Raw genomic sequence first — 26,547 nt, 5'->3', positions numbered from 1 at the left:
CCGTGCTGCCGTTTGCAAACCTCGGCGGTGATCCAGGCCAGGACTATTTCGCTGACGGCATCACCGAAGATCTGATCACCGACCTCACCAAGCTTTCCGGTCTCGACGTCATCGCGCGCAACTCGGTGTTCGCCTACAAGAACAAGCCTGCAGCGCTGGCGGACGTCGCGCGCGACCTTGGCGTCCGCTTCGTTGTCGAGGGGAGCGTCCGCCGCACCGGCGACCAGATCCGGCTCAATGCCCAACTCATCGACACGGCAACGGGCGACAATCTATGGGCCAACCGGTTCGACCGTGGCATAGCCGGCGTGTTTGCCGTCCAGCACGAAATGAGCGGGGAGATCGCCGAGGCGCTTGGCATGCAACCTTCGGCAGCGGAAAGCGAGCGCATGGCGCGCCCGCCGACCGAAAACCTTGAAGCCTACGACTTCTACCTTCGCGCCGAGCAGACAGCACGGACCGGCCGGCGTGACGGGCTGCGGGAGGCGCTCACGCTCTACGACAAGGCGGAGGAGCTCGACCCCGCTTTTGCCGAAGCCTTCGCGGCGGATGCAAGCATGACAGTCTATATCTGGCGTGAATCGTTCAACGACATCATGCAGAGCGCGCCGGCGCGCAAGCGCGCCTATGAGAAGGCAAGCCGCGCGCTGCAACTCGACCCGGATCTTTCGTCGCCTTATGCGGTTCTAGGCATCATGCAGGTCGTGGATCGCCGCTACGCGGAAGCTATCGCTTCGGTCGAGCGAGCCGTCGCACTCGGCCCCGGCGATGCGGAGACGCAAATAGCTCTGGGATACGTGCAATTGTTCGCCGGCAATCATGCCGAGGCTGCCGAAGCGGTCGAGACAGCGCTCAGGCTCGATCCCAATCTTTCACCCATCAACCGGCAAATTGCCGGTCTGGTCTTTCTCATTCAAGGTAGCAACGACAAGGCGATCGAGGCGCTCGAACGCACCCGCGCCGACGCGCCGTCAGTCGGAGATTTCACGATCACGCTTGGTGCCGCTTACGCCCGCGCCGGCCGCCTGCAGGATGCGAGGGCGGCGGTCGCCGAGGGACTGGGTGCCATGTCCACACCGGGGTTCGATTCATTGTCCGCATACCGGCTCAACGGTGCCCAGTACCGTAACCCGCAGGATTTGGCTCTCATCATCGATGCGTTGCAGCAGGCGGGCTTGCCCGAATGGCCGTTCGGCTTCACCGGCGACGAGCACAATCGCTTGAAGGGCGAAGAGATCGCCTCGTTGGTGCTGGGCCATACGCTGCAGGGCCAGCTTGAACCTGGTCTCCAATCAGCCTTCCTCCAGATCGGGAGCGACGGCAAGGCAGCCTTCCGCTCCACGACGCGGCTGGTCACCGAGACCATCCGTGTCGATGGCGACCTTTTGTGCGAGCTGAGCGAGAATATGTTCGGGCGCCCCGACTGCGGACCCGTCTACAGACGCAACGACACAGCCGGCAAAGGCTATTCCTTTGTCAATTCAAGCAAGGTGTTTCACTTCACGGTGGTTCAGTAGATGCACGCATCTCAGTGATATTTGTCGAGCTCCATAGCGGACGTTGTACCTCCGAGGTCCGATGTCGTGAGCTGACCACGCTCGCGTCCGACGCGGGACTAGAATAGGCTACAGCGAAGCCACTTGATCGACCGGGAGGGCGCAGGCAGGTATGGAGCGAAGGCTTACCGCGATACTTGCTGCCGATGTGGTCGGATACAGCACGCTTATGGGCGAGGATGAGGTCGGTACGCTCGAGCGGTTGAAAAGTTGCCGTCGCGAACTGGTCGACCCCGCGATCAAGGAATTCCACGGTCGCATTATCAAGCTCATGGGCGACGGCGCGCTCGTCGAGTTCGCGAGTGTCGTCGATGCCGTCCAGTGTGCTGCCATGATCCAACGCCGGATGGCCGATCGCAACAAGGGCACCACTGAGACCCGGCAGATCCGGTTTCGCATCGGCGTCAATCTCGGCGACGTCATCGTTGAGGAAAATGACATCTATGGCGATGGCGTCAACATCGCCGCGCGACTGGAGTCGATGGCCGAGCCAGGCGGAATCTGCATCTCGGGCACAGCGTTCGACCACGCGGTGCACAAGGTTGATGTCGGCTTTGCCAGTCTTGGCGAGCAGCGCCTCAAGAACATCGCCGATCCGGTTCGCGCGTATCGGCTGCTGCTGGATCCCGCAGCCTCGGGCAAGGTCGTGGCCGCACCCCACCGGCAAGGCCCGCGCGTCGTGATCCTGGCGAGTGTCGCGGCCTTGGCAGTTGCCGTGCTCGCCGGCATTTTTGCCTGGCAGACGTTCTCGGTGCCATCGCGGCCATCGGTTGCCGTGCTGCCGTTTGCAAACCTCGGCGGTGATCCAGGCCAGGACTATTTCGCTGACGGCATCACCGAAGATCTGATCACCGACCTCACCAAGCTTTCCGGTCTCGACGTCATCGCGCGCAACTCGGTGTTTGCCTACAAGAATAAGCCTGCGGCGCTGGCGGACGTCGCGCGCGACCTTGGCGTCCGCTTCGTCGTCGAGGGGAGCGTCCGCCGCACCGGCGAGCAGATCCGCCTCAATGCCCAACTCATCGATACGGCAACGGGCGACAATCTGTGGGCCAACCGGTTCGACCGTGGCATGGCCGGCGTGTTTGCGGTCCAGGAAGAGATGAGCGGGGAGATCGCCAAGGCGCTTGGCATGCAACCTTCGGCAGCGGAAAGCGAACGCATGGCACGCCCGCCGACGAATAATCTCGAGGCCTACGATTACTATCTACAAGCCGAGACGGCGTCACGCAGCGTCCTGCAGGCCGGGCTGCGGGAGGCGCTCACGCTCTACGACAAGGCAGAGGGGCTCGACTCCACTTTCGCAGAAGCCTTTGCGGCCGACGCGCGCACGACAGTCTATATCTGGCGCGAGGCCTTCAACGACATCATCCAGAGCGCGCCAGCACGAAAGAGAGCCTATGAGAAGGCGAGCCGAGCTTTGGAACTCGACCCGGACCTTTCATCGCCCTATGCAATTCTCGGTATCATGCAGGTCGTGAATCGCCGCTACGAAGATGCGATTGCCTCTGCCAAGAAGGCTGTTTCAATCGGTCCGGGCGATGCAGAGGCGCAAGCAGCCCTTGGATATGTTCAGCTATACGCCGGCAATCATGCCGACGCAGCCACCGCGGTGGAGACGGCGCTCAGGCTCGACCCCGACCTCTCCGCCATCAACCGGGAAACTGCAGGGCTGGTTTTTCTTCTCCAGGGGAATGTCGAGAAAGCGATCGAGATTCTCGAGCACACACGCGACGATGCGTCCACGGTTGGCAACTTTCGTTTTACGCTCGCTGCGGCGTATGTCCGCGGCGGCCGTCTACCGGATGCGAAAGCCGCAATCGCCGATGGGCTCCGCCTCGTAGCAGGGTCCAGCTACGTGGACTCCTTGGCTGGGTGGGAGATGACCCATGCACATTTCCGGAACCCGCAGGATCTGGCGATCCTCGTCAACGCACTGCGCCAGGCGGGCCTACCCCAATGGCGCTTCGGCTTTACCCCGGACGAACACGACCAGTTGAAGGGTGCTGAGATCGCGTCCCTCGTCATTGGCCATACACTGCAAGGCCAGATCGAGCCCGGTCTCCAACCAGCCTTCCTTCAGATCGGGAGCGACGGCAAGGCGGCTTTCCGCTCCACGACGCGGCTGGTCACCGAAACCGTCTACGTCGATGGCGATCTCTTGTGCGAGCAGAGCGAGAACCTGTTCGGGCGCCCCGACTGCGGTCCCGTCTACAGACGCAATGGCGCAGCCGGCAAAGGCTACTCCTATGCCAATACAAGTAAGGTGTTTCACTTCACGGTCGTCCAGTAGGCGAACCTGGTCTCAGTGATACTTGTCTAGCTCCAAATTGGCCGCGACCTTCGGCCAGTTGGCATCGGCTTTCGGTATATTTTCAGCCGCATGCGCGGCGAAATCGTCCGCATTGCCGACGTCGTAGATCAGGTAGAGCTTGCCGTCGATAATCTTGAATGCCTCGGGATCGACATTGACCGTGACCCCTCCGCCCACGACTTCGCCGGCGCAGTAGCCGCCATATTGAGGAGCGTACTTGACCGGGTCGCTCATGAACATTTCCTGATGTTTCTTGCTGGCGAAATGCCATGGTGTACCCAACCAGTTGTAGGAGATGTTCTCAGAGCCCTTCACCGCCTTGCCGTCGGTGAAATAGGCGACTGTGTCGTAGCCCATGATTGCCACACCGCCGAAATAGCCGGTGTTTACCGAATCGTCGGCCCAGGCCGATCCCGAGCCGGCGACCGCAGCTACCGCGACCAGGGCAGCCGCTCCCAAATTCCGAACCAGTCGTGACTTGATCATCGTGCTCATCTGCATCCTCCGTTAATCGTGGATCTCGGCGCACTTCGCCGCGTTCGCCTCGCCAAGGATTTTGGCTTGGCAGGTAGCACCATGGCGTTTGAACAGTCGTAAGATATCCGTGTTGCCCTTCCAGAATGCGCGCGTTGTCGGCATGTAGCCATGACCCTCGGGATGGTTCACATCGGCACCTTTCGCGATAAGGAATTCGGCCAGTTCAACGTGGTTTTCCTCGCCGGCCACCAGCAACGGCGTTGCACCCGCCTTGTTGGCGGCATCGTCGAGCACCGCGCCTTTTTCCAGCAACAGCTTGGCGATCGGCAGGCTGCCCGAGAAGGCCGCCGCATGAAGCGGGGTGAAGCCGCCCGAGTTACGCGCCATGACGTCGGCGCCCTTGCTCACCAGGAATTCGGCGATTTCCGGCTGGTTGTCGAGCGCTGCAGCGATGAGGAGGGTTGCCTGGTCGCGTGCCCGGCTGTCGACGTCGGCACCGCCTGCCAGGGCTTGCTCCACGGCACCCTTGTCGCCGGCGGCGATGGAGTCGAACAATTGCTCACCTGCGGCTGCAGTTGTAGCCGCCAATACCAGCATTCCAAGTGCCAGCAGTCCGCGCATGACGCAGGGGTAGCATATATTAGCTTGGAATCATACAAGCTGCGTTGGGCCTATCGGGGCAGATGCTGGCGGACGGCGCGGTCGGGCTGGCTTGAGACGCAATGTGCTCCTGGGCGTACCGCCAAGCGGCAAATCAGGGCGGGAGCCGCCACATTCGCACACGACCCGTACCACGCAATTCCGTTTCCCCGAGTGGGTCGAAAGCAAACTTTGGTCCAAGCAGTTGGTGCGTTGCATCCGAAATACGGATTTCATCGGGCTCCGCGGACGTTTGAATACGTGAGGCGAGATTAACGGTCTCGCCCCACAGGTCATAGGCGAACCGCCTCTTACCTATGACGCCGGCGACGATTGGTCCTGAGTGAATTCCAATTCTCAGTCTTATCGGTTCTCCCGCGAAGCGTTCGCGCTTAACCGCCTTGCGCAGGTCAATCGCATAGCGCGCGAGGGCTCCCGCATGATCGGATCGCGCGGTGGGCAGGCCAGCGACCACCATCACACAATCGCCGATTGTCTTGATCTTTTCGCAGCCGTGTCGTTCCGACAGCCGATCCGCCGCCTTGAAGAAGTAATTTAAAATAGCCAGCGTCGTCACGGCTCCGACGCTGCGCGCTCTTTCCGTAAAACCGACGATGTCGGCAAAAAGCACACTCACCTCTGCGTGGTTGTCAGCAATTTTCTTGTGCGCTTTTAACCGCTCCGCGATCGACGCCGGAAGAATGTTGAGGAGCAGGGTTTCGGCGCGCTGGTATTCACGCGCCAATCCCTCCTGGCTCTTCCTCAACGCCTCGTTCGTCGATTGTAATTTCTCGTTGAGTTGACGCTCCCTCTCTTGCAGGAGCGTCATTTCATAAGCCTTCTGTTGAAGCCGCTGTCTATTGTCGCGTTCGGCGGAGGCGTCAAGAAAGACCAGCCACACGCAGTCGTTGTCAGCAAAAAAATGAAGGTCCGCGACACGCCCGCTGGGCAGTTCGACCATGGGGATATGAAACGGAAGCTCCGGGCAAGGCAGAAAACCTTCCATGAACTCAAGCTGCTCGGCAACAGGCTTGCCAATGCGAAGCGACGACAGCCCGTGATGTTCAACATTACCGCCCTTGGCAGCTACGCAAAACTGGGCGTCGATTTTCAGATATGCGACAGAGCGCCCTTCATAGAAGAAATTGAAAATCCAATTTCCGACTTCTTTTGGCAATCCATGCATGGTCTATTTTGTGACCATCAAAGCAAGTTGATGAAACGCATCATCAACATGCTCACCCGTGAGCGCGCTTGTCAGATAGATTTGCCATCCACGCTGCCTCAGCTCGTCAATCTCGCTATCCGATATTGCCCACCGATCGGCCAGATCGGATTTGTTGATCAGCAATATAAACGGCATAGCGCCGAATTCTGCCTCGACCCGTTCGCGCAGCGTGAGCGCCACGGCAAGAGTGGCGGCGCGGGTTCCATCGACGACAAGCACGAGCCCGGTTGCACCTCGAACATAGCTGACGCGGAACGAGCCGATATCGTCTTCGCCGGCCAAATCCCACAAAATCAGATCCACGGTTTTGTCCGGCAGTGCGACGCTCTTCTTGTCGATTTTCACTCCCACCGTGGTCAAGTAGGTTTCCGAAAAGATGCTTTGCACAAACCTGCGAACCAGACTCGTCTTTCCGACAGCGAAGCCGCCCAGCATGCAGATCTTTTTTTGCAACATTTTGGGCTCCGCTAGTCCAGGTTTACCGTAATCGAAACCCGGCGATTGGTGGAGCTCCCAGCTAGACTATTTTCAGGTACCAGCGGCTCAAAGGTGCCCGCGCCCCGAACCAGCAGCAGTTCCGGAGCGACGCCGCGCTTGTTGAGAAGCGCACGAACTGTCTCGGCGCGGGCGGCGCTGATCGACGCGTTGGCCGTCTCACGGCCCGTGGTGTCCGAATGGCCGGTCAACATGAACCGCGCTGTTACGCCTGACTTGCGGGCTTTTTCGGCGAATTCCTTTATTTGATCCGCCAACCTGTCGAGAACCGGCGTCTGCTCTGGTCCCGGCACAACTTTGCCGGAAGGGAAGAAGATATCGGTCGTCTGGATGGCTTCTCTCAAATAATTAAGTTCCGCAAGGTTCAGCTCACTCAGCTGCGAGACATCCAGAATCACTCCGTCCGCCGAAAGCTGTTCGGCGGCGGCCTGCGCCCGGTTGATCCAGCTGGCAGGAGCTTCACCCACGGCAACGATGCGACCCTGGACGATCGAAAGCTGAACCGACTTCGGCGGGTTCAGCGACGCCGTCAGCCGCTTGACCACGAACTTCGGATCAAGGCTCTGATAGAATTGCCACTGTGCATGAACGCGGGCAGGATCAACCTCCGTTCCGGACAGCAGAGCTTGCGGGTCGGCGGCAAGCGGGTCTCTCAGGCCGGAAATGTAGAAATGGCCGCCCCTCGCCGTTTGTTGGGCGACGATGATTCCCGGTTGGGCCTCAAGTCGCGACACATAATACTGCCAGTGCTCCGCCGCGCGTGCTTCGGGGCTCACATCACGAACCATGGAAATGTCGAATTCCGGTCCGCCTGCCGAAAGCTGTCGGGCTGCCGCGCGCGCCCGATCTATCCAGGTGTCGGGAGCCTCACCCTTGGCAACGATGCGACCATTGACGATCGAAAGTCGCACTGTATCCGGCGGATACAGCGACGCCGTCAGCCGCTTCAACACGAACTCCGGCTCAAGGCTCTGATAGAATTGCCACTGCGAATGAACCCGGGCGGGATCGACCTCAGTTCCAGACAACAGCGACTGCGGGTCGGCGCCAAGCGGGTCTCTCAGGCCGGCAATATAGAATTGGCCGCCGCTTATCTTTTGGTCTGCAACGATGATGCCCGGCTGGGTCTCCAGTCGTGACACGTAAGCCTGCCAGCGCTCCGCCGCGCGCACTTCAGGGCTTACATCACGGACCTTGGAGATGTCGAATTCCGGTCCGCCTGCCGAAAGCTGTCGGGCCGCCGCGCGCGCCCGATCTATCCAGGTGCCGGGGGCCTCACCCTCGGCAACGATGCGATCATTGACGATCGAAAGTCGTACTGTCTCAGGCGGAACCAGCGACGCCGTCAGCCGCTTCAAGACGAACTCGGGTTCAAGGCTCTCATAGAATTGCCACTGCGAATGAACCTGGGCGGGATCGACCTCAGTTCCAGACAACAGCGACTGCGGGTCGGCGGCAAGCGGGTCTCTCAGGCCGGCAAGATAGAATTGGCCATCGCGTACCTGTTGTTCGGCAACGATGATGCCCGGCTGGGCCTCCAGTAGCGACACGTAAGCCTGCCAGCGCGACACATAAGCCTGCCAGCGCTGCGCGGATTGCCAGGAAAGAAAGTACCAACCGCCTGCCAGACTCAAAAGCAGCAGGGCAACGGCCGCCACCAGCCACGGAAATCCCTCGTTTGATTCCTCCTGCTTGAGCTCGACGCAGGTCTGCAACTGCGCCTCTACGCTGGCCAACTGCGAACCGTCGCCGTCAAACTGCTCTAAAGCCTGCGAGGACTCCTCATGGATGCGAAGCAAGACATCGCGAACTATTTCATGCAATCCCTCTGGCGGATTTCCCCGGATCACCGAAACCAGGGTCGCAAACGGTCCAACTTCTGACCAGAGAAGAAGCTCGCCAAAACGGATTGTGTCCAGGCCGCTCTGCTCTTTCTCGTTAAATGAGTCCTTCACAAAATCTTGAATTGCACTAAGCATCGAAGAAATGAGCTGAGGATCTTCGCTCGTCGCATTATCGGCCGTTACATGCGCTATCAAAAGCCCGGAATTGCGATGAATGAGAAAGGCATGTTCTATTCGATAGACAAGAGAGTGCTTCAGAACAACTTCTGAGAAGCTTGCTCCCGTTCTCCAGGCCTCAAATCTCCACTTGAGACCATGCCAGGTAAATATATGCCTTAAAGTTTCATTCAGCGACTGAAAGGTCTGGTCGATCTTTTCCCCGATCGACTTGCGAATTGCCGGCAGAAACACCGGGTATAATATATCCGTAAGCGTACGCGGGCTCTTCTGGATCGACCGCTGCACAGCCCTTTCGACAGCTGGCGCAAGCGCCTCGCCGAGTTGCGCATGAGACGCTCGTGCGGCCGCACTGGGAAGAACGTCGCCCACGGCTGTCGCAAGCTGCTCCGGTTCGTCCAGCAGATGCGTAACTCGTGAAAGCTCCGAGATTTCGCGGCTGACCAGCAACTGGCGAAGCGTTTCCATGCGAGGATCGGCGGTTGGAACTCCGTCGAAACGCGCACGGTAGTCCGGATCAACGTTCCGGGCAATTTCGATCAAAAGACGAGCCAGAGCCTCGCGATCAATCTCTGTATCGTTCGAGGCTGTTCTTTGCGGTAGGTTGAGTGGGTCGACGGTTGACGTCAAGGTCCCATCAACTCGCTTTCCAGCTACGGTCCGAATTGCTCTTGCTGCCGACGGGATCCTGATTCAGACATTTTGCTACCTCGACAAACAGGCCAGCCAAAAGATTTCGGTCGGTCTTGACGTTGCTGAGATCGGCAAACATCTTCTCGATCAGCATCTGAACGCCTTCATTCTTCTGCTTGATTTCCTCACGCAGCGAATGATCGTTTCGATTTATCCGGTCCGCGACGTCGCGCTCAAACGCGCTCAATTGATCCGACAGCGCGCGCACCTGCTTTTCGAGCGCCTGGTTTTGCTCGCGAAGATTCCGATCAATCTCCTTATCGGCGTCGGCTCGCGAATCTTTTTCGTTCCGCAATTGCCCCGCAAGCGAATCGACCTGCTTCTTTGCGTTTGACTCGTACATCTCAAGATTGCGCTTGGCTTCGGATTCGACATCCTTGAAGCGCTGCAAGACGCGTTCTTCAAGCTTGGAAAAACGGCGGTCATAGTCCTGCATCTGGTTGCCGAACAGCAGATCACGTATCTTGTCGACACCTACAGCGTCGCCGGGGGCCCCGTTCTCGCGAGCCTGGACTCCCAAGAAGTTCAGCCCGTTTCCTTCTGCGTTAGCTATCAGATTTGCGTCCGCCTTCTTTTCTGAAGAAACGGTATTCGTAGATTCCTTTGCCATGCTTTTGCCCTTCCATTTGAACACCTGCCACGGTGAAAAACCCCATATAAAACAGAGCATGTCAGCAAAATACCCGGCTCGCAAGCGGGTATCTCTTGACTTGAGCCGATTCGTGAGGCAGCCGACTGCCGCGTCGCCGGGTCAGCAACGGACGTTTGGGCGAGGCCATTTCAAATGGCGGCGGCGGCAACTGCAATATTGCGCTCAATATTGCTCGATAACGAGCGCGTCACCAATTATACAGCAACACTGCGGGCGTTTCCGGTCTGGGCTTTTTCCAGGAGCTAGTCGACGCGCGCGGCTCTGCTAGTTCGAAAAGCTCACGCTCACGCCGCGTTGCCGAAAATAAGCCTGCATCAACTTGCGGCCCTGGCGGTTGTTCTGCGCCAACTTGGTCGGATCGAACACCGCCTGTTTTGTCCCTTCTCGAGCCAGCGCCGCCTTGAGCGTCGCGATATGGGCGTCGATGTCGGCATTGTCGGCCCGCAGCGAGGCATAAATGGTCTCGGTCGCCTGGGCCACGGTCGGTTCGCTCACAGCTGTCGTCCTTTGGTTGATTGAGCGGCGGCTTAACACAGATTCGCGGCTCCGCCGATACCGGGTGGACTTCCGTCCATCGAAGGCGAATGGCCGCATTGCCAACCCTGTCAAAGTCGAAAGTCCGACCCGCTGCCCCTGTAGAGCTTGACGAAAATCGGTGCGCCTGTTTGAGAGCGGAGGATCGAGACATCGATTCCTGGGGAGATGGGCAAGGGTGGGCAAACCGTGAAGCGCGTTCTTCGGATGCTTGCCGCGGTGATCATGGCGTCCGGGGTGGCCGGCTGCACAAGCATTTCCTACTACGCGCAGTCGCTGGAGGGCCATGTGCAGATCATGGCCGCGCGCAGGAATGTCGGGAAACTCATCCATGATCCTTCGACGCCCGAGGCCTTGCGCGCCAAGCTGACGTCGGCGAGCGCCATAAGACGGTTTGCGACGGATGAACTGGCATTGCCCGACAACAGCAGCTACCGCAGCTATGTCGACATCCATCGGGACGCCGTGACCTGGGCGGTTTTTGCCGCGCCGCAATTCTCGCTCGCGCCACAAATATGGTGCTTTCCGGTTTTCGGCTGCGTTCCATACCGGGGTTACTTCTCCCGGAAATCCGCGGCTGAGAACGCTGTCGAGCTTCATAGACAGGGGCTGGACGTCTATGTCTCGGGCGTCACCGCCTATTCCACGCTGGGCTGGTCCAGTGACCCGCTGCTAAGCACCATGCTGCGTCAGGACGACACCTATCTGGCAAGCCTTATTTTTCATGAACTGGCGCATCAGCGCCTGTATGTGAATGGCGATTCCGCAATCAACGAGGCTTTCGCCGTTGCCGTTGAAACCAGCGGCGTCAGGAAATGGCTCCGCGCCGCCGGCGATCGGGCCGGATTGCGCCGCTACGAAGCCGATCGCAAGCGCAGCGCCGATTTTCTCGGACTGGTGTCGAAAACCCGCGAGGAGTTAGGGCAGGTCTATGCAAGTCCCCGCACCCCGGAGCAGATGGCGGCCGCCAAGGCAGCCACGATCGACAGGCTGCGGATGCGCTACCGGCAGATGCGCGACCGGCGCTGGGCCGGATACCGGGGGTATGACGCCTGGTTCAATTCCCCGATCAACAACGCAAAGCTCGCCGCGACTTCTGTCTACGGTGAACAGGTTCCGGCCTTTCTTCGCTTGTTCGACTTGTGTTCGGGCAATTATCCAAGGTTTTACGCTTCTGTCCGGCGGATCGCGGATTTGCCCAAATCGTCCCGCGCCGAAGCCCTCAAGACTGCGGATACGTGCAATTGACTTGAAGCACAGGATCCGGTCTCGGCAACTAAATCGGACCTGGCACAAGTGACTGATTCTGACGATCAGCCGAGCGACAGTTCCTTCGTCTGGTGCCTCAGCACCAGGCCGACCGCGCCCAGCAAGGCATCGTTCTCGGTGTGCTTGCCAACGATGATGCGCGTGCGCAGGGCCGGAGCGACATCGCGGGACTTGATGAGCGTGTGGCGTTCATAGGACGCGATCAGCGGCGTCAACAGAATGTCGCCCGCCAAAGCCATGTGGCCGCCGATGATGATAAGCGGCGGATTGAGCACCGAGCCGATCAGACCGAGACCCCGGCCGGCGATCTCGGCGGTATCCTCGATCATCCGCAGCGCCCTGACGTCGCCCTGCTCGGCCATGGTGATGACATCGTCCATGGTGACTTGCCGCCGCACGACACGCGAAATCTGTTCCAGCGGCCGGGTAAAACTCGCATAGAGCTCCAGGCATCCGCGGTTGCCGCACCGGCAAAGATCGCCGCCGGGATCGATGCTGATGTGCCCGAACTCGCCGGCGCCGCCGGCGATGCCCGTGACCAGCCGGCCATTCTGGACAATAGCCCCGCCGACACCCAGATCGATCTTGAACAGCACGAAATCGTCCTGGCCGACGGCCGCACCCCACATCAGCTCGGCAATGGCCGAGCAGTTGCTCTCATTGTCGGCGAAGATCGGCTGTTCCAGGACGGGCCCGAACACATCTCGGATGTTGACGCCGGCCCATGTTGGAACCATGCTCGCGCGCAGCACCACTCCGTCGCGGCTGACAGGGCCGGAGACGGAGACACCAACCCCCAGGAGCCCCGCCATCGGCAGACCGTTTTCCTTGTAAGATTGGGCAATTGCGGATTTGACCATCTGGGCCGCCTGTTGCGGCTGGTAGTCCAGAGCCATTGATATAGTTTGTTCGGCAATGACGGAATGCGAGACATCGGCGACGATGAGCCGTATCTGCTGAAGAGCCAGGTGGATTCCGACGCAGGTGCCCGCTGTCGGATTGAGCGTCACGGCCGCGGCTGGCCTGCCGATACCTCTGATGCCATCGCTGCTGGTCGGGGCTTCGATCACCATCCCCGACTTTCTCAAGCCGTTGAGCGCGGTCGAGACAGTCGAGCGCGCCAAACCGGTGACGCGTGCGATCTGCGACGCGGAGAGCACGCCGCGCTCGCTCAGGCAGCGCACGATCATGCTCTCCGGCGACGCGGACGGTCTGTCGATCAGCCAGGTTCTAAGCGAAGGTTTTGTCATGGATCAACATAAACATCGTTGACTGATAGTTCCAATATGTCATCTTGGAAAGAATTCGAGATTAACGCATCTCGCCGGCGGCGGCTTCAAACCGCGGCCATAAGCGGTCGAGACGAACCGTGCAACCATATGTGGGAGTGAAACCATGAAATCCGCCATGACCGCCCTCGCGGTCGCTGCTGCCGCGTGCACCTTTGCCGCCGGGGCAGCCTTCGCCGAGCCCAAGACGAACCTTTTGCACCAATGGTCGACCGGATCGGACGCCCAGGCGATCGCCAAGCTCGGCGAGATGTTCACCGCCAAGGGCGGCAAATGGGAACAGACCTCGATCGCCGGTCACACGGCCAATACGCTGGCCAAGCTGCGTGCCGACGTGATCGCCGGCAATGCCCCGCCTGCCGTGCAGCTCAAAGGCCCGGAAATCGCCGAGTGGAACGAGACCGGCATGACCGCCGATCTCGACGAGCTGGCGGCCTCGGAAGGATGGGAGAAAGTGGTGGCGCCGGAATTGCTTCCGGTGATGAAGCCGACCGGCAAATGGGTCGCCGCCCCCATGAACATCCACCGCATCAACTGGCTCTGGGCCTCGCCGAAGGTCATGCAGGCCGCCGGCGTGGCGGAAATGCCGAAGACCTGGGCCGAGTTCAATGCGGCGTGCGACAAGATCGTCGCCTCCGGCAAGATCTGCATTTCGCATTCGACCGCCGACTGGACGGATTCGACGGTGTTCGAGGTCGTGCTCTACGGCCAGGACATCGATCTCTATCGCAAGGCCTTCGTCCAGGGCGATGTCGAATCCATGCGCAGCCCGGGGATGGTCAAGGCCTTCGAGCAGATGCGCCTGATGACGAGCAAGTACATGGATCCGGGCATGGTCGGCCGCGATTGGGATTCGATGTCGGCGCTCGTCGGCAAGGGCGACGCGGCGTTCCACATCATGGGCGACTGGACGATCGGCCTGCTGACCGCCGCCGGCTTCAAGGAAGGCACCGACTATGTCTGCGCCCAGGCGCCGACCGATTGGGGCAAACCCGGCTTCATCCTCAACTCGGACTCGGTCGTGTTCTTCAAGCAGAAGGACCAGGATTACATTGACGGCCAGAAGCTGCTTGCCAGCCTGATCCTGTCGGCCGACTTCCAGACGGTCTTCAACCAGGCCAAGGGCTCGATCCCCGCACGCCTGGATATCGATCTGTCGAAGGGCTTCAATCCGTGCCAGCAGCTCTCGCAGAAGGATCTGCAGGCTTCGATCAAGGAAGGCACGCTGGTCCGCTCGATGGCGCACAACATGACCATCCCGCAGAAGATGCGCGGCGCGATCATGGACTCCATTACCGAGTTCGTGGCGACGCCCGATATGTCAGCGCAGGACGGCGCCAATGCGATGGCCGACGCGGCAGAAGCACAGAAGTAGACGGGAATGGCCGGGCGCAATTTCTATCCGCACCCGGCCATCCTCATCCCAGTTCCGCGCCCTGCCAGTCCCGTGCCCTGAATGTCAAATCACGACCTGATCCTGTCGGTCCCGACGCCCGTCCGCCCTTGGCGCGAGCGGCTGGGCTCCGCGGTGCCCTTGCTGGTGCTCGGCCCTTCCCTTGTGGCGAGCTTCATCTACGTCTTCGTGTTCACAGGCTGGACGCTCTACATCTCGCTGTCGAACTCCTCGCTGCTGCCGACCTACGGCTTCGTCGGCCTGGACAACTATGCGTCGCTGTGGGCGAACCGGCGCTGGAACATCGCCTACACCAACCTCTTCTTCTTCAGCGGTTTCTACATCGTCGGCTCGATGGCCGTGGGACTGCTGCTGGCGATCCTGATCGACCAGCGGGTGCGCGGCGAAGCGGCCTGGCGCACCATCTTCCTCTATCCGCTGGCGGTCTCCTTCATCGTCACCGGCACGGTCTGGAGCTGGCTCTACAACCCGGTCGACGGCATCCAGGCGCTGGTGCGCGGTTTCGGCTGGACGAATTTCAGTTTCGCTCTCGCCAGCGACCGGCACTATGCGATCTACGCGGTGATCATCACCGGTGTCTGGCAGTCCTCGGGCTTTGCCATGGCGCTCTTCCTGGCCGGTCTGCGCTCGGTGGATCAGGACCTCGTCAAGGCCGCGCAGATCGACGGCGCATCGACCTTCCGCATCTATCGCAAAGTCCTTCTGCCAACGATTGCGCCGATCTTCCTGGCGGTCGCCGTCATCCAGATCCAGTTCGCCATCAAGACCTTCGACCTCGTGGCTGCCCTCACCAAAGGTGGCCCGGGAATCTCGACAACCTTCCCCGCCATCTACGTCTATGACCTGATGTTCCAACGCGGCCAGATCGGCGAAGGTGCCGCGGCAGCCATCATGATGCTTGCCGCTCTTGCCGTGGTGCTGGTGCCCTATTCGTTCTGGGTGGTCTGGCGCCGGCGCAAGGAAGCCGGCCATGGCTGACGTCTCGCTGGACCAGTCCCTCGATCATCGCGCCGCCACGGTTGCGGCGCGCCGGCATTTCCTCACCCGCTTCGTCATCTACGGGCTGCTGGTTGTCTTCGCGGCGATCTACCTGATCCCGTTGCTGGTCGTGGTGCTGAATTCATTCCGCGACCAGCAAGAGATCGCGCGCAACGGGTTGATCTCGCTGCCACGCAGCTTCCGCCTCGAAGCCTGGGGCCAGGCCTGGAGCACCTACTGCATCGGCGGCACCTGCGAGGGCATGCAGCGCAACTTCTACAACTCTTTGAAAATGACCATCCCGGCGACCATCATCTCGACTGCGGTCGGCGCGATGAACGGCTACATCCTGTCGAAATGGCGTTTCAGGGGTTCGGAAGCGCTGTTCACCTGCATGCTGCTCGGCGTCTTCATTCCGGGCCAGATTTCGTTGATGCCGTGGGCGTTCATCCTCGGCAATCTCGGCCTCAGCAATTCGGTCTACGGGCTCATCCTCATCCATGTCATCCAGGGCATTTCGTTCACCACTTTGTTCTGCCGCAACTACTATGTCAGCATCCCCGACGATCTCATCAAGGCGGCGCGCATCGACGGCGCCGGCTTCTGGCGCATCTTCCGCAAGATCATTCTGCCGCTCTCCTCACCGATCCTGATCGTCACGGTGATCTGGCAGTTCACCGGCATCTGGAACGAATATCTGTTCGGTGTCGTCTTCACCTCCGGGCAGCAGCAACCGATCACGGCCGCGCTCGTCGCGCTGACGGCAAGCGGCACGAATGTACGCGCCTACGATGTCATGAGCGCCGCCGTGCTGATCGGCGCGCTGCCGCCGCTGCTGATCTATCTCTTCGGCGGCAAGTATTTCGTCCGCGGCCTGACCCAAGGCGCGATCAAGTGAGCCGCGATCAAGTGAGCGGAGCCTGTCGCATGTCGCCGATCGCACCGACCGCCAAGAAGGGCATCGCATGTCGACATTGACCATCCGATCCCTGCGCAAGAACTTCGGCGCGGTCGAGGTGCTGAAGGGCATCGATCTCGAGGCGCAGAACGGCGAGTTCATCGCGCTGGTCGGACCATCCGGCTGCGGCAAGTCCACCCTGCTGGCGATGATCGCCGGGCTGGAATCTGTTACCTCCGGCGAAATCCGCATCGACGGCCGGCTGGTCAATTCGGTGGCACCGAAGGACCGCGACATCGCCATGGTGTTCCAGTCCTACGCGCTTTACCCGACGATGACGGTGCGCGAGAACATCACCTTCGGCATGGAAAGCCGCCGCGTGCCGAAGCCGCAGCAGGATGAGGCGGTCAAGCGGGTTGCCGCTTTCCTGCAGATCGAACCGCTGCTTGGGCGCAAGCCCGGACAGCTCTCAGGCGGCCAGCGCCAGCGCGTCGCGATGGGCCGGGCGCTGGTGCGCGATCCGAAACTGTTCCTGTTCGACGAGCCGCTCTCCAATCTCGACGCCAAGCTGCGCGTCGACATGCGCACCGAAATCAAGAAGCTGCATCACCGCGTCGGCAAGACGACGGTTTACGTCACCCATGATCAGGTCGAGGCGATGACGCTGGCATCGCGCATCGCCGTGATGCATCAGGGCGAGGTCCAGCAATTCGACGAGCCGGCCACGATCTACAACCGTCCGGCCAACATGTTCGTCGCCGGCTTCATGGGTTCGCCGGCGATGAATTTTTTGCCGACCGAACTGAGCGAGGAAGGCGGGCGCCCCGCTGTCGCCTTGCAGACTGCAGACGGCAAGACGGCCAGCCTGCCGGTCGTCCACGCGCTCCCATCCGATACGCCGCGACAGCTCATTCTCGGCATCCGGCCGGAGCACATTTACCGGTTCGATCCCGATCTGGCGCGGCGCAAGCCAGGCATCGCGCAAATCGATGCGGTGGTCGAACTGGTCGAGCCGACAGGCGCGGAGACCATGGCCGTTCTGCGCCTGGGCGGCAAGGAGATCACCGGCCGTTTCGACCCCGACGGCACGCCACGCATGGGCGAGACGGTGACGCTCGGCATCGACATGGCGCGGGCGTGCCTGTTCGACCCGACGACCCAACGCCTGATTTGAAAGAGTTCCGCATTGTCCTTTGCCACCTATCCGAGCCTGACTGAGCGTGTCGTGCTGATCAGCGGCGGCGCGTCGGGCATCGGCGCCGACACGGTCAGCGCCTTCGCCGCCAATGGCGCACGTGTGGCGTTTTTCGATCTGCAGCAGGAAGCCGGCGAGACGCTTGCGCGCGAACTCGCTGCCACGGCAGCGCACGCGCCACTGTTCCTGCGCTGCGACGTGACCGACATCCCTGCCCTTCAGGCTGCGATCGGCACGGTGCGCGAGCGCCTCGGGCCGGTCGCGGTGCTGGTCAACAACGCCGCCGATGACAATCGCCACCTAGTCGCCGACATCACGCAGGCGACCTGGGACCACGCCCAGGACGTGAACCTCAGGCACCATTTCTTTGCCGCCCAGGCCGTGCATCCGCACATGAAGGAATTGGGCTTTGGTTCGATCGTCAATTTTTCCTCGATCGCCTGGCGTTTCGGCGCAGCCGAGATGGCGCCCTATGCGACGGCCAAGGCTGCGGTGATCGGGCTGACCTTCGCGCTGGCGCAGGCGTTCGGCCCCGACAACATCCGCGTCAACGCCATCGAGCCGGGCGCCGTCATCACCGACCGGCAGCGGCAGCTTTGGTTCAAGACGCCGGCGTCGGTCGACCAGGTGGTGCAGCGCCAGATGATCCGCCGAGTCCTGCTCGGCGAGGAGATCGCGCGCACGGTGCTGTTCCTCGCTGCCGACGACAGCCGCATGATCACCAAGCAGTCGATCACCGTGGATGCCGGCCTGCGATGACAGCCAAATCAAAGGATCACTTCATGCTTGAGGTCGGCCTGAACCCCTACGGCCTGACCTATCATCTCGGCCTCCAGGGTCGCGGCACGCCACGCGCCAATCCCCAGCCTGCAAGGCTGGAAGGTTTCATCGCGCTGGCGACCGAACTCGGCGCGCTGGTGCTGGAGATCTGGGTGCCATGGCTGAGCGAGCTTTCCGACGACGCGGTGATCGCGCTGCGCGAACGGCTCGCCGGCCTTGGCATTACACCGGTCGTAAGCGGCGGCCTGCTGGTGGGCGAACCGCTCGACGATGCTTTTCGGGCCGCGCGCCTGCTGAAGGCCAAAATCATCCGAACAGCGCTGACGCCGGTTCTGTGCGGCGACCGCAACGCTGCCGGCGAAAAATGGGGCGAGTATGCCGGCATCATTCGGGAGCGATTGGTGGAGTGGGGTGCCCGCGCGTCTGCCCAGGGACATGTCCTTGCGATCGAAAACCACCAGGATTTTACCAGCGGGGAAATCGTCGATTTCTGCGCCCTTGGCGGCGAAGGCGTCGGCGTCACCTTCGACACCGGCAACACATTCCCGGTCGGCGAAGCGCCGCTCGATTTCACGCGGCGGATCGCACCCTATGTCCGCCATGTCCACCTCAAGGACTACCGCGTGCAGTTCACGACCGAAGGTTACCGGCTGATCCGTTGTGCCATCGGCGATGGCGCGGTGCCGTTTGCCGAGCTGTTCGCCATTCTTGGCCAGCACCACGATCGCATGACCGCCGTTCTCGAACCCGGCGCATTGGAGGCGCGGCATGTCCGCTTTCTCAGCGACGACTGGTGGCACGGCTATCCCGAGAAGACGGCGCGCGAATTTGCCGCCTGCCTGGCGGCAGCCCAGCGCAATCGGCTACCCGACGATGCCGACTACCGCACCCCCTGGGAGCGCGAAGACGACGGTTCCCTGGTTTCCTATGAGCTCGACATGATCTGGCGCAGCGCCGCCAACATGCGCAATCTGGTTTGATGGAGAATATCTGATGACTGCACGTGAACTCGATGGATTGACCGCCTTCGTAACCGGCTCCGGCCGTGGCCTAGGCCGCGTGATGGCCGAGCGCCTGGCGGAACTCGGCGCCAATGTCGCGATCCACGACATGGATGAAACGGCGCCGGCCAAATATGGCGAGTTCGCCAATCTCGGCGAAGTGGTCGAGCGGCTGAAGCGGCATGGGACGAAGGTGACCTCGGTGACCGGCAACATTGGCGACCAGAAGGCGGTGGCCGAGATGAAGCGCAAGATCGAGGCCGATCTCGGCGACGTGCATGTGCTGGTCAATTGTGCCGGCGGCGATATCGGCGCCAAGGGCGGCAAGCCGAACCCAAACAACGCCCTCGACATCGAACTGGACGACATCCGCGTGCTGACCGAGAACAATCTGATCGGCACGATGCTGATCTGCCAGGCGTTCGTGCCGCCGATGAAGCAGCGCGGCGGCGGCTCCGTCATCAACATCGCCTCGGCGGCGGCACATATCGGCTGCTCGCCCGAGGTCGTCTACTCCACGTTGAAGGCCGCGGTCGTGCATTACACGCGCTGCCTGGCCAAGGAACTGATCGACGACGGCGTGCGCATCAATGCGGTCAGCCCCGGCGCCACCAAGACGGCACGATTCCAGGCGACCCGCACGGTCGATCCGGAGCGCATGGATTCGAGCAGGAAATCGCTGAACCGCTATGCGGAGCCCGAAGAGATCGCCGAGGCGGTGGCCTTCCTCGCCGGCCCCCGCGCGCGCTTCATCAACGGCCAGGTCATCCGCGTCGATGGCGGGTTTACGATCTTTCCGGGGTGAATCGCGGCGATTCGCACTGGCTGCCGCAGGGTAATTGCATCTGGCGCTCCCCCACTCCGTCTCGGCTTCGCCGAGCCACCTCTACCCCCACATTCGTGGGGGAGAGGAAATGCCAACCGCCGAGGTCGCTGCCTTGAAAGGCTTGGGTTTCCTCTCCCCCATGGACATGGGGGAGAGGTGGCCGCGCAGCGGCCGGAGTGGGGGGCTGGCGCCGCCATATGCGATTGCCCTGCCCGCAGCCGAGTGAACTACCCCCATCGGGCGCGTGGAACGCAACCATCGCCGCCCCTGCCCCTTGGGTATGGACGAATCCACCCATGCGCAATATGGATGGGGATATGGTCTGATTTGGCGCTTCGCGCTGAGGCAGGCGACGTTCGTTCAATGACGCTGCGCCGGGCGCCTTTGACGCCGCCCCGCAAAAGTGTCGACATCGGGGGACCTGGTCATGACTGACGACAACAAGCCGGCCGCAGACGTTACCAAGGATTGGCAAGCATCGCAGGGCCAGAAGGCCGGCGCCTCGCGGCTGCGCCTTTTCGCGGCGCTCTCGTGGATCATTGCCATCGGCGGCGAGATCGCCGGGATTGTCTTGCTCTACAAGCACAAGTTCGACCACGGAAACCTGCCGCTGCTGATCGGCATTCTGGTCGGGATCGCGATATTTGCCATCGCCGGCAGCCTGCTCTGGAAGGCGGCCAACAGGAAGGATCCGGCCCGCGCCTCCGACACATTCAGGTTCTTCGTCCAGAACCAGCTCGGCGCGATCATCACGCTGATTGCCTTCCTGCCGCTGGTTCTGCTGATCCTCAACGACAAGAACATGGACCCGAAGAGCAAGAAGGTTGCCGGCGGTATCGGCGCTGTGCTGGCCGTGGTTGCGACGCTGATCGGGGTCAGTTACCAGCCCCCGTCGGTCGAGCAGTACACGCAGGACATGAACGCGTGCGCGACCCAGATCAAGGCGGGGCAGCCGACCACAGCCTGTTCGCCCGAGGTCGCCGCCCAGGCGCAGGCGATCGCCACCGACTCCACCACGGTGGCTGATGCAACGAAGGACGCGGCACACCCCGCCGGTCAGGATGTCGTCTACTGGATCGCGCCGGAAAACGGCGCCGCGAAGTCGGACACGGAGCATGTCTTCCACCTCTGCGCGGCCGTCAGCCCGCTGAAGGACAAGACCGTCAACAGCGGCTCGGTGACGGAAGCCTACGCCCAGAACGCCATCCGCATCACCAAGCAGATCGAGATGGAACAGAAGCAGTGCGGGTTCACGACCACGCCGTGAATGAGCCTGTGTTCTGGGGGGCTGATGGACAGACAAGTGGCGTGCCTGAAGGCGGGCGAGAGAACAAGCACGTGCCTACAGGACGCCAGCGCGCCATGAGCGGACGTGTCGGAACCGAGGGCTGAAGTCGCATTTTGGCCGAAAGCGGAATGGCGGCTTCGAGGCTCGGAAGGCCAGAAGCGGACCTTTAAGCGCCGTGCTGACCTGGTTACGGTTCGCTGCCATACGCTCCGATGATGATTGGGCCGCTGCAAGGGTTCTCAATAACCCTCGGGCGGTCAATACGTGGCGTCCCACGGGGGCTCTGTCGCCAAGTTGTACGTCACGTGCGCACTTCACAATCCACCCCGGCCATAGCGCCAATGCCAAGCATGCACTAACATTCCAGCTCGACCCCGTTGGGGCTGGCCAGTGATCTGTTCAAAGGGAAGTACCCATGACCAATCATTGCTGTGGACCGGGCTATGCTTCTCCAGCCGAGGCGATGACGGCACCTCGCGAAAAGCTGCTCTATACGATTGCCATCTACACCGGCACGGGCATTCAGAAGCCGGACTATCTGTGCACCATCGATGTCGACCCGGAGAGTTCGACCTACAGCCAGGTGATTTCGCGTTTGCAAATGCCGGGCATTGGCGATGAGCTTCATCACTCGGGCTGGAATGCCTGTTCGTCGTGCCATGGCGATGCGAGCATAGAGCGGAAATATCTGATTGTGCCGGGTGTGCGCTCGTCAAATCTGCATATTGTCGATTGCGCTACCGATCCGCGCAATCCGATACTGTTCAAGGTGATAGACGGCGCTGACATCAAAGCCAGGACCAATCTGTCGGCACCGCACACGGTGCACTGCCTCGGCTCGGACATCATCGTTTCCATGCTGGGCGACGCTCAAGGCAACGCCCCCGGCGGCTATCTGCAACTCAGCAAGGAGTTCGAGATTGTTGGCCGTTGGGAAAACTCCATGGGCAGTATCAAGTTTGGTTATGATTTCTGGTACCAGCCGCGACACAACGTAATGGTCAGCTCGGAGTGGGCCGCGCCCAACACCTTCATGCCTGGTTTTGACCTGGAAGAGGTTGGCCATCTGAAATATGGCCGAGAGATCCATTTCTGGGATTTTGAAAAGAAGGAGCCAAAGCAAACATTCTATCTCGGTGAAGATGGTCTGATCCCACTGGAAGTGCGATTCCATCATAACCCCGACAGCAGTCACGGCTTTGTTGGCGCGGCCCTTTCTGCAAATATCATCCATTGGTGGAAGGACGCGGCGGGTGACTGGCAATGGGAAAAAATTGTCGATGTCGGCAATGAGCCGCATCCCGAATGGCCGATACCAATACCGGGCGTGATCTCGGTCATTCTGCTCAGCATGGACGATAGATACCTCTATCTGTGCAACTGGTTGCATGGCGATATTCGTCAATACGACATCTCGGACCCTCACAACGCCAAGCTTACCGGACAAGTGTGGATGGGCGGACTTCTCGGCCGTGCGCCTGAGGTCAATGGCGTGAAAGTGACTGGCGGGCCTCAGATGATACAGCTCAGCCTCGACGGCAAGCGCCTCTATGTGACGACCTCACTCTTCTCGACCTGGGATAATCAGTTCTATCCGGAAATCCGCACCAATGGCGGGTGCATGCTGATGGTCAATTGCGATACGGAAAACGGCGGCATGGAAATCGATCCGCTATTCGTTGTTGATTTTGGTAAGGAACCAAATGGACCAAGCCGCTGCCACGAAACCCGTTATCCCGGCGGTGATTGCACGAGTGACATCTGGGTATGACCAGCTTCACCATCACTCTCGCCAATCAAGGCGGTGCGGCCTTTCACGTCGACCGGCGGAAGCCCCTCTTGCAAAGCCTGCGCGAGCAGGGCGTGGACCTGCCCTATGGGTGCAAGTATGGCGGCTGCATAAGCTGTGCGGCAAAGATGATCAGCGGCAAGGTCGATCAAAAGGCGCAGCGGGCGCTGAACAACCGCCAGATCAACAATGGCTACATAATCCTCTGCGTCGCCCGCCCGATGAGCGACTGCACGCTGGAGGTCGGTGTCGAAAGCCACGACAAGCTCTATCGCAACCCCTTCCTCGACCCCCTGGCTCCGCATGAATTGAAAGCCGACATTGCGACCCCGTTGGAAGCAAAGAAATGACCCATATGAATCATGATGAGCCCTATTCGGAGGCTTATCTGCAAGACATTCTGAAATCTGTCAAAACCATCGCGATGGTGGGGGCGAGCCCCGACAAGACCAAGTTTTCCTATGGTGTTCTCAGGGTGCTGCACGAAACCGGCTATGACATGATCCCGGTCAACCCCAGTTCCGGTCTGGATGAAATTCGAGGGCTCAAAGTGTACCCATCACTGGCGGCCATCGACCGGCCGGTCGATATGGTTGAGGTTTTTCGTCGCTCCGAAGATCTGTTGGAAGTTGCACAGGAGGCCATCGCAATCAATGCCAAGGTTCTGTGGGGTCAGATTGGGGTGCGCGATGACGCTGCCGCCCGGTTGGCGGAGGAAGCGGGCTTGAAGGTGGTGATGAACCGCTGTCCCAAGATCGAGTTGTTCCGCCCCTTCTGGAAGCCGAAGCTGCACTTGGGAATATGATTGCAGGGTCATAGAATTCGGCGCGTCGCGGTAACCAATCTGTTCCCTTCGGTCCTAGACGTTGGCTGCTAGCAGATTGAATTCTGCCTGAGGTACGATGCCAGATGGTCGCTGAGATCACGCGCATCGTCGCCGGCGCCGTCGATCAGCGCAGACTTGCGGCGGCGCAGAAACTGCATCCCCATCAGGTACAGGCCCGGATGTTCAGCAACCCCACCGTCGTGGCGGACGTGGCCCTTGCGGTCGAGGACCGGCAGCTCCAGCCAGGAATAGTCCGGCCGGTAGCCGGTGGCCCAGATGATCGTCCTGATCGCGCCTCCGGCGATGTCGAGGCCGAGCGGTGGGCTGTCCTCGACACAGGTCGGCGGCAGGCGATCCGGCGGCCCGACCGTCGCATCCAGGCCGTTGGCACGCGCCCATTCGTCGATGAGGTCGAGCAGCCGCGCCATCTTGAGATCGGAAAGCGCGCACATGTTGCGCAATGACCCCGCAAACTGGGCCTTGCCGTCTTCGGTGATGCCGGCGAGGCGGCCGACGAGCTTGACGCCGAGGTCAACCAGCGCATTGAGGTCGAGGGTGGTGCGGTCGGGTGTGCCGGCAAGCTGCAGCGAAGGAACCCGCCGCGCCCGCCTGATGTCTTCTACCTCGTCGTAACGCTCGTCGAGCACGCCGGCGGCGTCCATCCACCATTCCAGGTCCTTGCCGCGATACACGCGGGGCGCCCGGATATGCTCGCCCACCGACAGGGTCACTTGACGCCCCGAACGCTGCAGCTCCTGTGCGATCTGGGTGCCGCTGGCCGACGCGCCCGCCACCAGCACACCACCGTCGGCGACCTGACCTGGATTGCGGTAGGACTGCGCCGTCAGCATGGCGACCGACGGCGGCACGCGGACGGCGAAATCGGGCAGGCGCGCGACGTTGCACGCGCCCGACGCCAGCACGACGGTCCGACACCGCCACTCGCCGCGGTCCGTGCGCACAAGATATCCCGCCCCGTCGCCGCGAACCGAGGTAACGGTCGTGTGGGTTCTGACCGGAGCCGAGATCGCCTTGGCATAGTTGCCGAGAAAGTCGATCACCTCAGGCATCGTCCGGTAGCCGTCGGGGTTGTCGCCTTCATAGCGGAAGCCCGGCAGCCGGCTCTGCCAGTTCGGGGTGAGCAGCCGCAGTGAATCCCATCGCTCGGTGCGCCAGGTATGGGCGATCTCGCCGCGCTCCAGCAGCACATGGTCGATAGAGCGCTCCGCGAGGCAGCGGCTCATCGCGAGCCCCGCGTGCCCCGCGCCGACGATCACTGTGGTGACGGAACTAATCGCACCCTCTCATCAGGAGAGTCTACGGCTCGTAGCGCCTTCAATTCACCACGACCGTGACGTTCGTCGGATTGGTGACAATGTCATAGACCGCCGATCGCTTCTGCGACTGAGCCACGAGAGCCTCGATGTCCTCGGGCTTGGCGTCGGCGTCGATGTTGTATTTCACCGTGATGCCGCTGAAGCCGTTGCGGACGTCGCTGTCGATACCAAGTATGCCCGCAATATCCATGTCGCCTTCGATGGTCGCCTTCACCGACTTCAACTGGATGTTCCGGTTCTGGGCGACCGCGGCGATGCCGGCGGTCAGGCAACTGGCCAGCCCGACCAGCACGTATTCGACAGGCGTGGCGCCCTGATCCAGCGAAGCGAAGACCTCCGGATGGTCGGCATCGAATGCGAAGGTGGTCTTGCGATGCTGATCCTGGCCGAGACCGTAAAAACTCTCGACCGTCGAATGGCTGTGAGTGCCGTCCTTCCATTCACAGGCCGCGCGCCACTTGAACTGCGCAGCCTCCGGGGCGTTGGTAAGCGCTTCTTTTGCGGCGAGCAGCGCCTCTACGTTAACGCCGTTGTTTGCCTGCACTTCGGAAGCCATAATTATTATCCTCCCTACCTTGCACTGGCTCAAAAACCCGACCGATCTCACTGACCTCCCGATCAGATTTCACCATGGCGCGGCATGCTATGGGTCGCGAAGCGTTTCTTCAAGTTGTTTCCGCAGCGGAATGCTCGCCCTCGTGTACCGAGTTGCGCCTTTGCAGGCTCTGGCGCGACCACGACCTTCAGCGTGGTCAATTGCAGTGTCTGCTTCCGGGCGGAGGCAAAGTTCGCCTCTATGGCCGACATGCGGCGCAAAGCTGCCGTTCTTCGGCATGGCCAGCGCTCCCCCCAAAACAAACAAAGCCCTCTGCGCGGCCGTCAGCCCGCTGAAGGACAAGACCGTCAACAGCGGCTCGGTGACGGAGGCCCAGAACGCCATCCGCATCACCAAGCAGATCGAGATGGAACAGAAGCAGTGCGGGTTCACGACCACGCCGTGAGCTTGGCTGCGTGCTAACATGGCTGGCGCGGTCGGTGGATGGTGCCA

General features: G+C 61.0%; 26 protein-coding genes. 16 read left to right on the top strand and 10 right to left on the bottom strand.

Annotated elements, in window-relative coordinates:
- The coding region (locus AC1DYO_RS29420) for a tetratricopeptide repeat protein (RefSeq protein ID WP_477267887.1) at nt 1-1,517 on the top strand (1,517 nt) is incomplete at its 5' end.
- A gap of 151 nt (nt 1,518-1,668) precedes the next feature.
- Nucleotides 1,669-3,849, top strand: coding sequence for an adenylate/guanylate cyclase domain-containing protein (locus AC1DYO_RS29415; protein WP_477267886.1), 2,181 nt, complete (start codon nt 1,669-1,671; stop codon nt 3,847-3,849).
- A gap of 12 nt (nt 3,850-3,861) precedes the next feature.
- Here the strand turns inward: AC1DYO_RS29415 and AC1DYO_RS29410 are convergent, their stop codons facing one another.
- From AC1DYO_RS29410 to AC1DYO_RS29380, 7 genes are all read right to left on the bottom strand, one after another.
- Entirely contained in the window at nt 3,862-4,365 is a 504-nt protein-coding gene (locus AC1DYO_RS29410; RefSeq protein WP_477267885.1) for a YHS domain-containing (seleno)protein, read from the bottom strand.
- 12 nt (nt 4,366-4,377) lie between these two features.
- Nucleotides 4,378-4,968: an ankyrin repeat domain-containing protein gene (locus tag AC1DYO_RS29405; RefSeq protein WP_181060500.1), complete on the bottom strand. Its 591-nt coding sequence runs from the start codon at nt 4,966-4,968 to the stop codon at nt 4,378-4,380.
- 133 nt (nt 4,969-5,101) lie between these two features.
- Nucleotides 5,102-6,172 (bottom strand): adenylate/guanylate cyclase domain-containing protein, encoded by a 1,071-nt coding sequence (locus AC1DYO_RS29400; protein ID WP_477267884.1) that lies wholly within the window; start codon nt 6,170-6,172, stop codon nt 5,102-5,104.
- Between the two features lie 3 nt (nt 6,173-6,175).
- Entirely contained in the window at nt 6,176-6,670 is a 495-nt protein-coding gene (locus tag AC1DYO_RS29395) for a Rab family GTPase (protein ID WP_181060498.1), read from the bottom strand.
- An 11-nt stretch (nt 6,671-6,681) separates the two neighbouring features.
- On the bottom strand, nt 6,682-9,360 hold the full coding sequence (locus tag AC1DYO_RS29390) for an OmpA family protein (RefSeq protein ID WP_477267883.1): 2,679 nt from the start codon (nt 9,358-9,360) through the stop codon (nt 6,682-6,684).
- Between the two features lie 7 nt (nt 9,361-9,367).
- On the bottom strand, nt 9,368-10,033 hold the full coding sequence (locus tag AC1DYO_RS29385; RefSeq protein ID WP_477267882.1) for a hypothetical protein: 666 nt from the start codon (nt 10,031-10,033) through the stop codon (nt 9,368-9,370).
- A 306-nt stretch (nt 10,034-10,339) separates the two neighbouring features.
- Entirely contained in the window at nt 10,340-10,570 is a 231-nt protein-coding gene (locus AC1DYO_RS29380; protein ID WP_477267881.1) for a hypothetical protein, read from the bottom strand.
- Between the two features lie 246 nt (nt 10,571-10,816).
- Between AC1DYO_RS29380 and AC1DYO_RS29375 the strand changes: the two genes are divergently transcribed.
- Entirely contained in the window at nt 10,817-11,857 is a 1,041-nt protein-coding gene (locus AC1DYO_RS29375) for an aminopeptidase (RefSeq protein WP_477267889.1), read from the top strand.
- Nucleotides 11,858-11,922: 65 nt separating this feature from the next.
- Here AC1DYO_RS29375 and AC1DYO_RS29370 read toward each other — a convergent pair whose 3' ends face one another.
- A complete protein-coding gene (locus tag AC1DYO_RS29370; RefSeq protein ID WP_477267888.1) occupies nt 11,923-13,020 on the bottom strand; it encodes an ROK family protein in 1,098 nt (365 codons plus the stop codon).
- Between AC1DYO_RS29370 and AC1DYO_RS29365 the strand changes: the two genes are divergently transcribed.
- The 12 genes from AC1DYO_RS29365 to AC1DYO_RS29310 all read left to right on the top strand — a co-directional run bounded on the left by AC1DYO_RS29365 (nt 12,917) and on the right by AC1DYO_RS29310 (nt 24,141).
- Entirely contained in the window at nt 12,917-13,150 is a 234-nt protein-coding gene (locus tag AC1DYO_RS29365) for a hypothetical protein (RefSeq protein ID WP_477267890.1), read from the top strand. The genes AC1DYO_RS29370 and AC1DYO_RS29365 overlap by 104 nt on opposite strands.
- A 123-nt stretch (nt 13,151-13,273) precedes the next feature.
- On the top strand, nt 13,274-14,542 hold the full coding sequence (locus tag AC1DYO_RS29360; RefSeq protein WP_477267880.1) for an ABC transporter substrate-binding protein: 1,269 nt from the start codon (nt 13,274-13,276) through the stop codon (nt 14,540-14,542).
- 81 nt (nt 14,543-14,623) lie between these two features.
- Nucleotides 14,624-15,559 carry a carbohydrate ABC transporter permease gene (locus AC1DYO_RS29355; protein ID WP_477267879.1) on the top strand — a complete coding sequence of 312 codons (936 nt, stop codon included), beginning with the start codon at nt 14,624-14,626 and terminating at the stop codon, nt 15,557-15,559.
- Nucleotides 15,552-16,457 carry a carbohydrate ABC transporter permease gene (locus AC1DYO_RS29350; protein WP_477267878.1) on the top strand — a complete coding sequence of 302 codons (906 nt, stop codon included), beginning with the start codon at nt 15,552-15,554 and terminating at the stop codon, nt 16,455-16,457. Before AC1DYO_RS29355 ends, AC1DYO_RS29350 begins: the two co-directional genes overlap by 8 nt.
- A 67-nt stretch (nt 16,458-16,524) precedes the next feature.
- A complete protein-coding gene (locus AC1DYO_RS29345) occupies nt 16,525-17,631 on the top strand; it encodes an ABC transporter ATP-binding protein (protein WP_477267877.1) in 1,107 nt (368 codons plus the stop codon).
- Between the two features lie 12 nt (nt 17,632-17,643).
- Entirely contained in the window at nt 17,644-18,411 is a 768-nt protein-coding gene (locus tag AC1DYO_RS29340; RefSeq protein WP_477267876.1) for an SDR family NAD(P)-dependent oxidoreductase, read from the top strand.
- Nucleotides 18,408-19,412: a sugar phosphate isomerase/epimerase family protein gene (locus AC1DYO_RS29335; RefSeq protein WP_477267875.1), complete on the top strand. Its 1,005-nt coding sequence runs from the start codon at nt 18,408-18,410 to the stop codon at nt 19,410-19,412. Before AC1DYO_RS29340 ends, AC1DYO_RS29335 begins: the two co-directional genes overlap by 4 nt.
- Before the next feature lie 13 nt (nt 19,413-19,425).
- Nucleotides 19,426-20,238 (top strand): SDR family NAD(P)-dependent oxidoreductase, encoded by an 813-nt coding sequence (locus AC1DYO_RS29330; protein ID WP_477267874.1) that lies wholly within the window; start codon nt 19,426-19,428, stop codon nt 20,236-20,238.
- A gap of 448 nt (nt 20,239-20,686) precedes the next feature.
- Nucleotides 20,687-21,526, top strand: a complete 840-nt coding sequence (locus AC1DYO_RS29325) for a hypothetical protein (RefSeq protein ID WP_477267873.1) — start codon at nt 20,687-20,689, stop codon at nt 21,524-21,526.
- A 436-nt stretch (nt 21,527-21,962) separates the two neighbouring features.
- On the top strand, nt 21,963-23,318 hold the full coding sequence (locus tag AC1DYO_RS29320) for a selenium-binding family protein (RefSeq protein WP_477267872.1): 1,356 nt from the start codon (nt 21,963-21,965) through the stop codon (nt 23,316-23,318).
- A complete protein-coding gene (locus AC1DYO_RS29315; RefSeq protein ID WP_477267871.1) occupies nt 23,315-23,686 on the top strand; it encodes a 2Fe-2S iron-sulfur cluster-binding protein in 372 nt (123 codons plus the stop codon). Before AC1DYO_RS29320 ends, AC1DYO_RS29315 begins: the two co-directional genes overlap by 4 nt.
- A 5-nt stretch (nt 23,687-23,691) precedes the next feature.
- Complete coding sequence (locus AC1DYO_RS29310; protein WP_181060517.1) at nt 23,692-24,141, top strand: CoA-binding protein; 450 nt, start codon at nt 23,692-23,694, stop codon at nt 24,139-24,141.
- Between the two features lie 68 nt (nt 24,142-24,209).
- Here AC1DYO_RS29310 and AC1DYO_RS29305 read toward each other — a convergent pair whose 3' ends face one another.
- Nucleotides 24,210-25,439: an NAD(P)-binding domain-containing protein gene (locus tag AC1DYO_RS29305; RefSeq protein ID WP_477267870.1), complete on the bottom strand. Its 1,230-nt coding sequence runs from the start codon at nt 25,437-25,439 to the stop codon at nt 24,210-24,212.
- A gap of 58 nt (nt 25,440-25,497) precedes the next feature.
- Complete coding sequence (locus AC1DYO_RS29300; protein ID WP_095205037.1) at nt 25,498-26,055, bottom strand: OsmC family protein; 558 nt, start codon at nt 26,053-26,055, stop codon at nt 25,498-25,500.
- A 277-nt stretch (nt 26,056-26,332) separates the two neighbouring features.
- Here AC1DYO_RS29300 and AC1DYO_RS29295 point away from each other — a divergent pair, with 277 nt between their 5' ends.
- A complete protein-coding gene (locus AC1DYO_RS29295) occupies nt 26,333-26,500 on the top strand; it encodes a hypothetical protein (RefSeq protein ID WP_477267869.1) in 168 nt (55 codons plus the stop codon).
- Nucleotides 26,501-26,547: the final 47 nt, after the last annotated feature.

It is taken from the genome of Mesorhizobium sp. P2_F5, assembly GCF_056403715.1.
The sequence above is the reverse complement of the archived record's forward strand: the minus strand, read 5'-3'. Positions and strand labels throughout refer to the sequence as shown.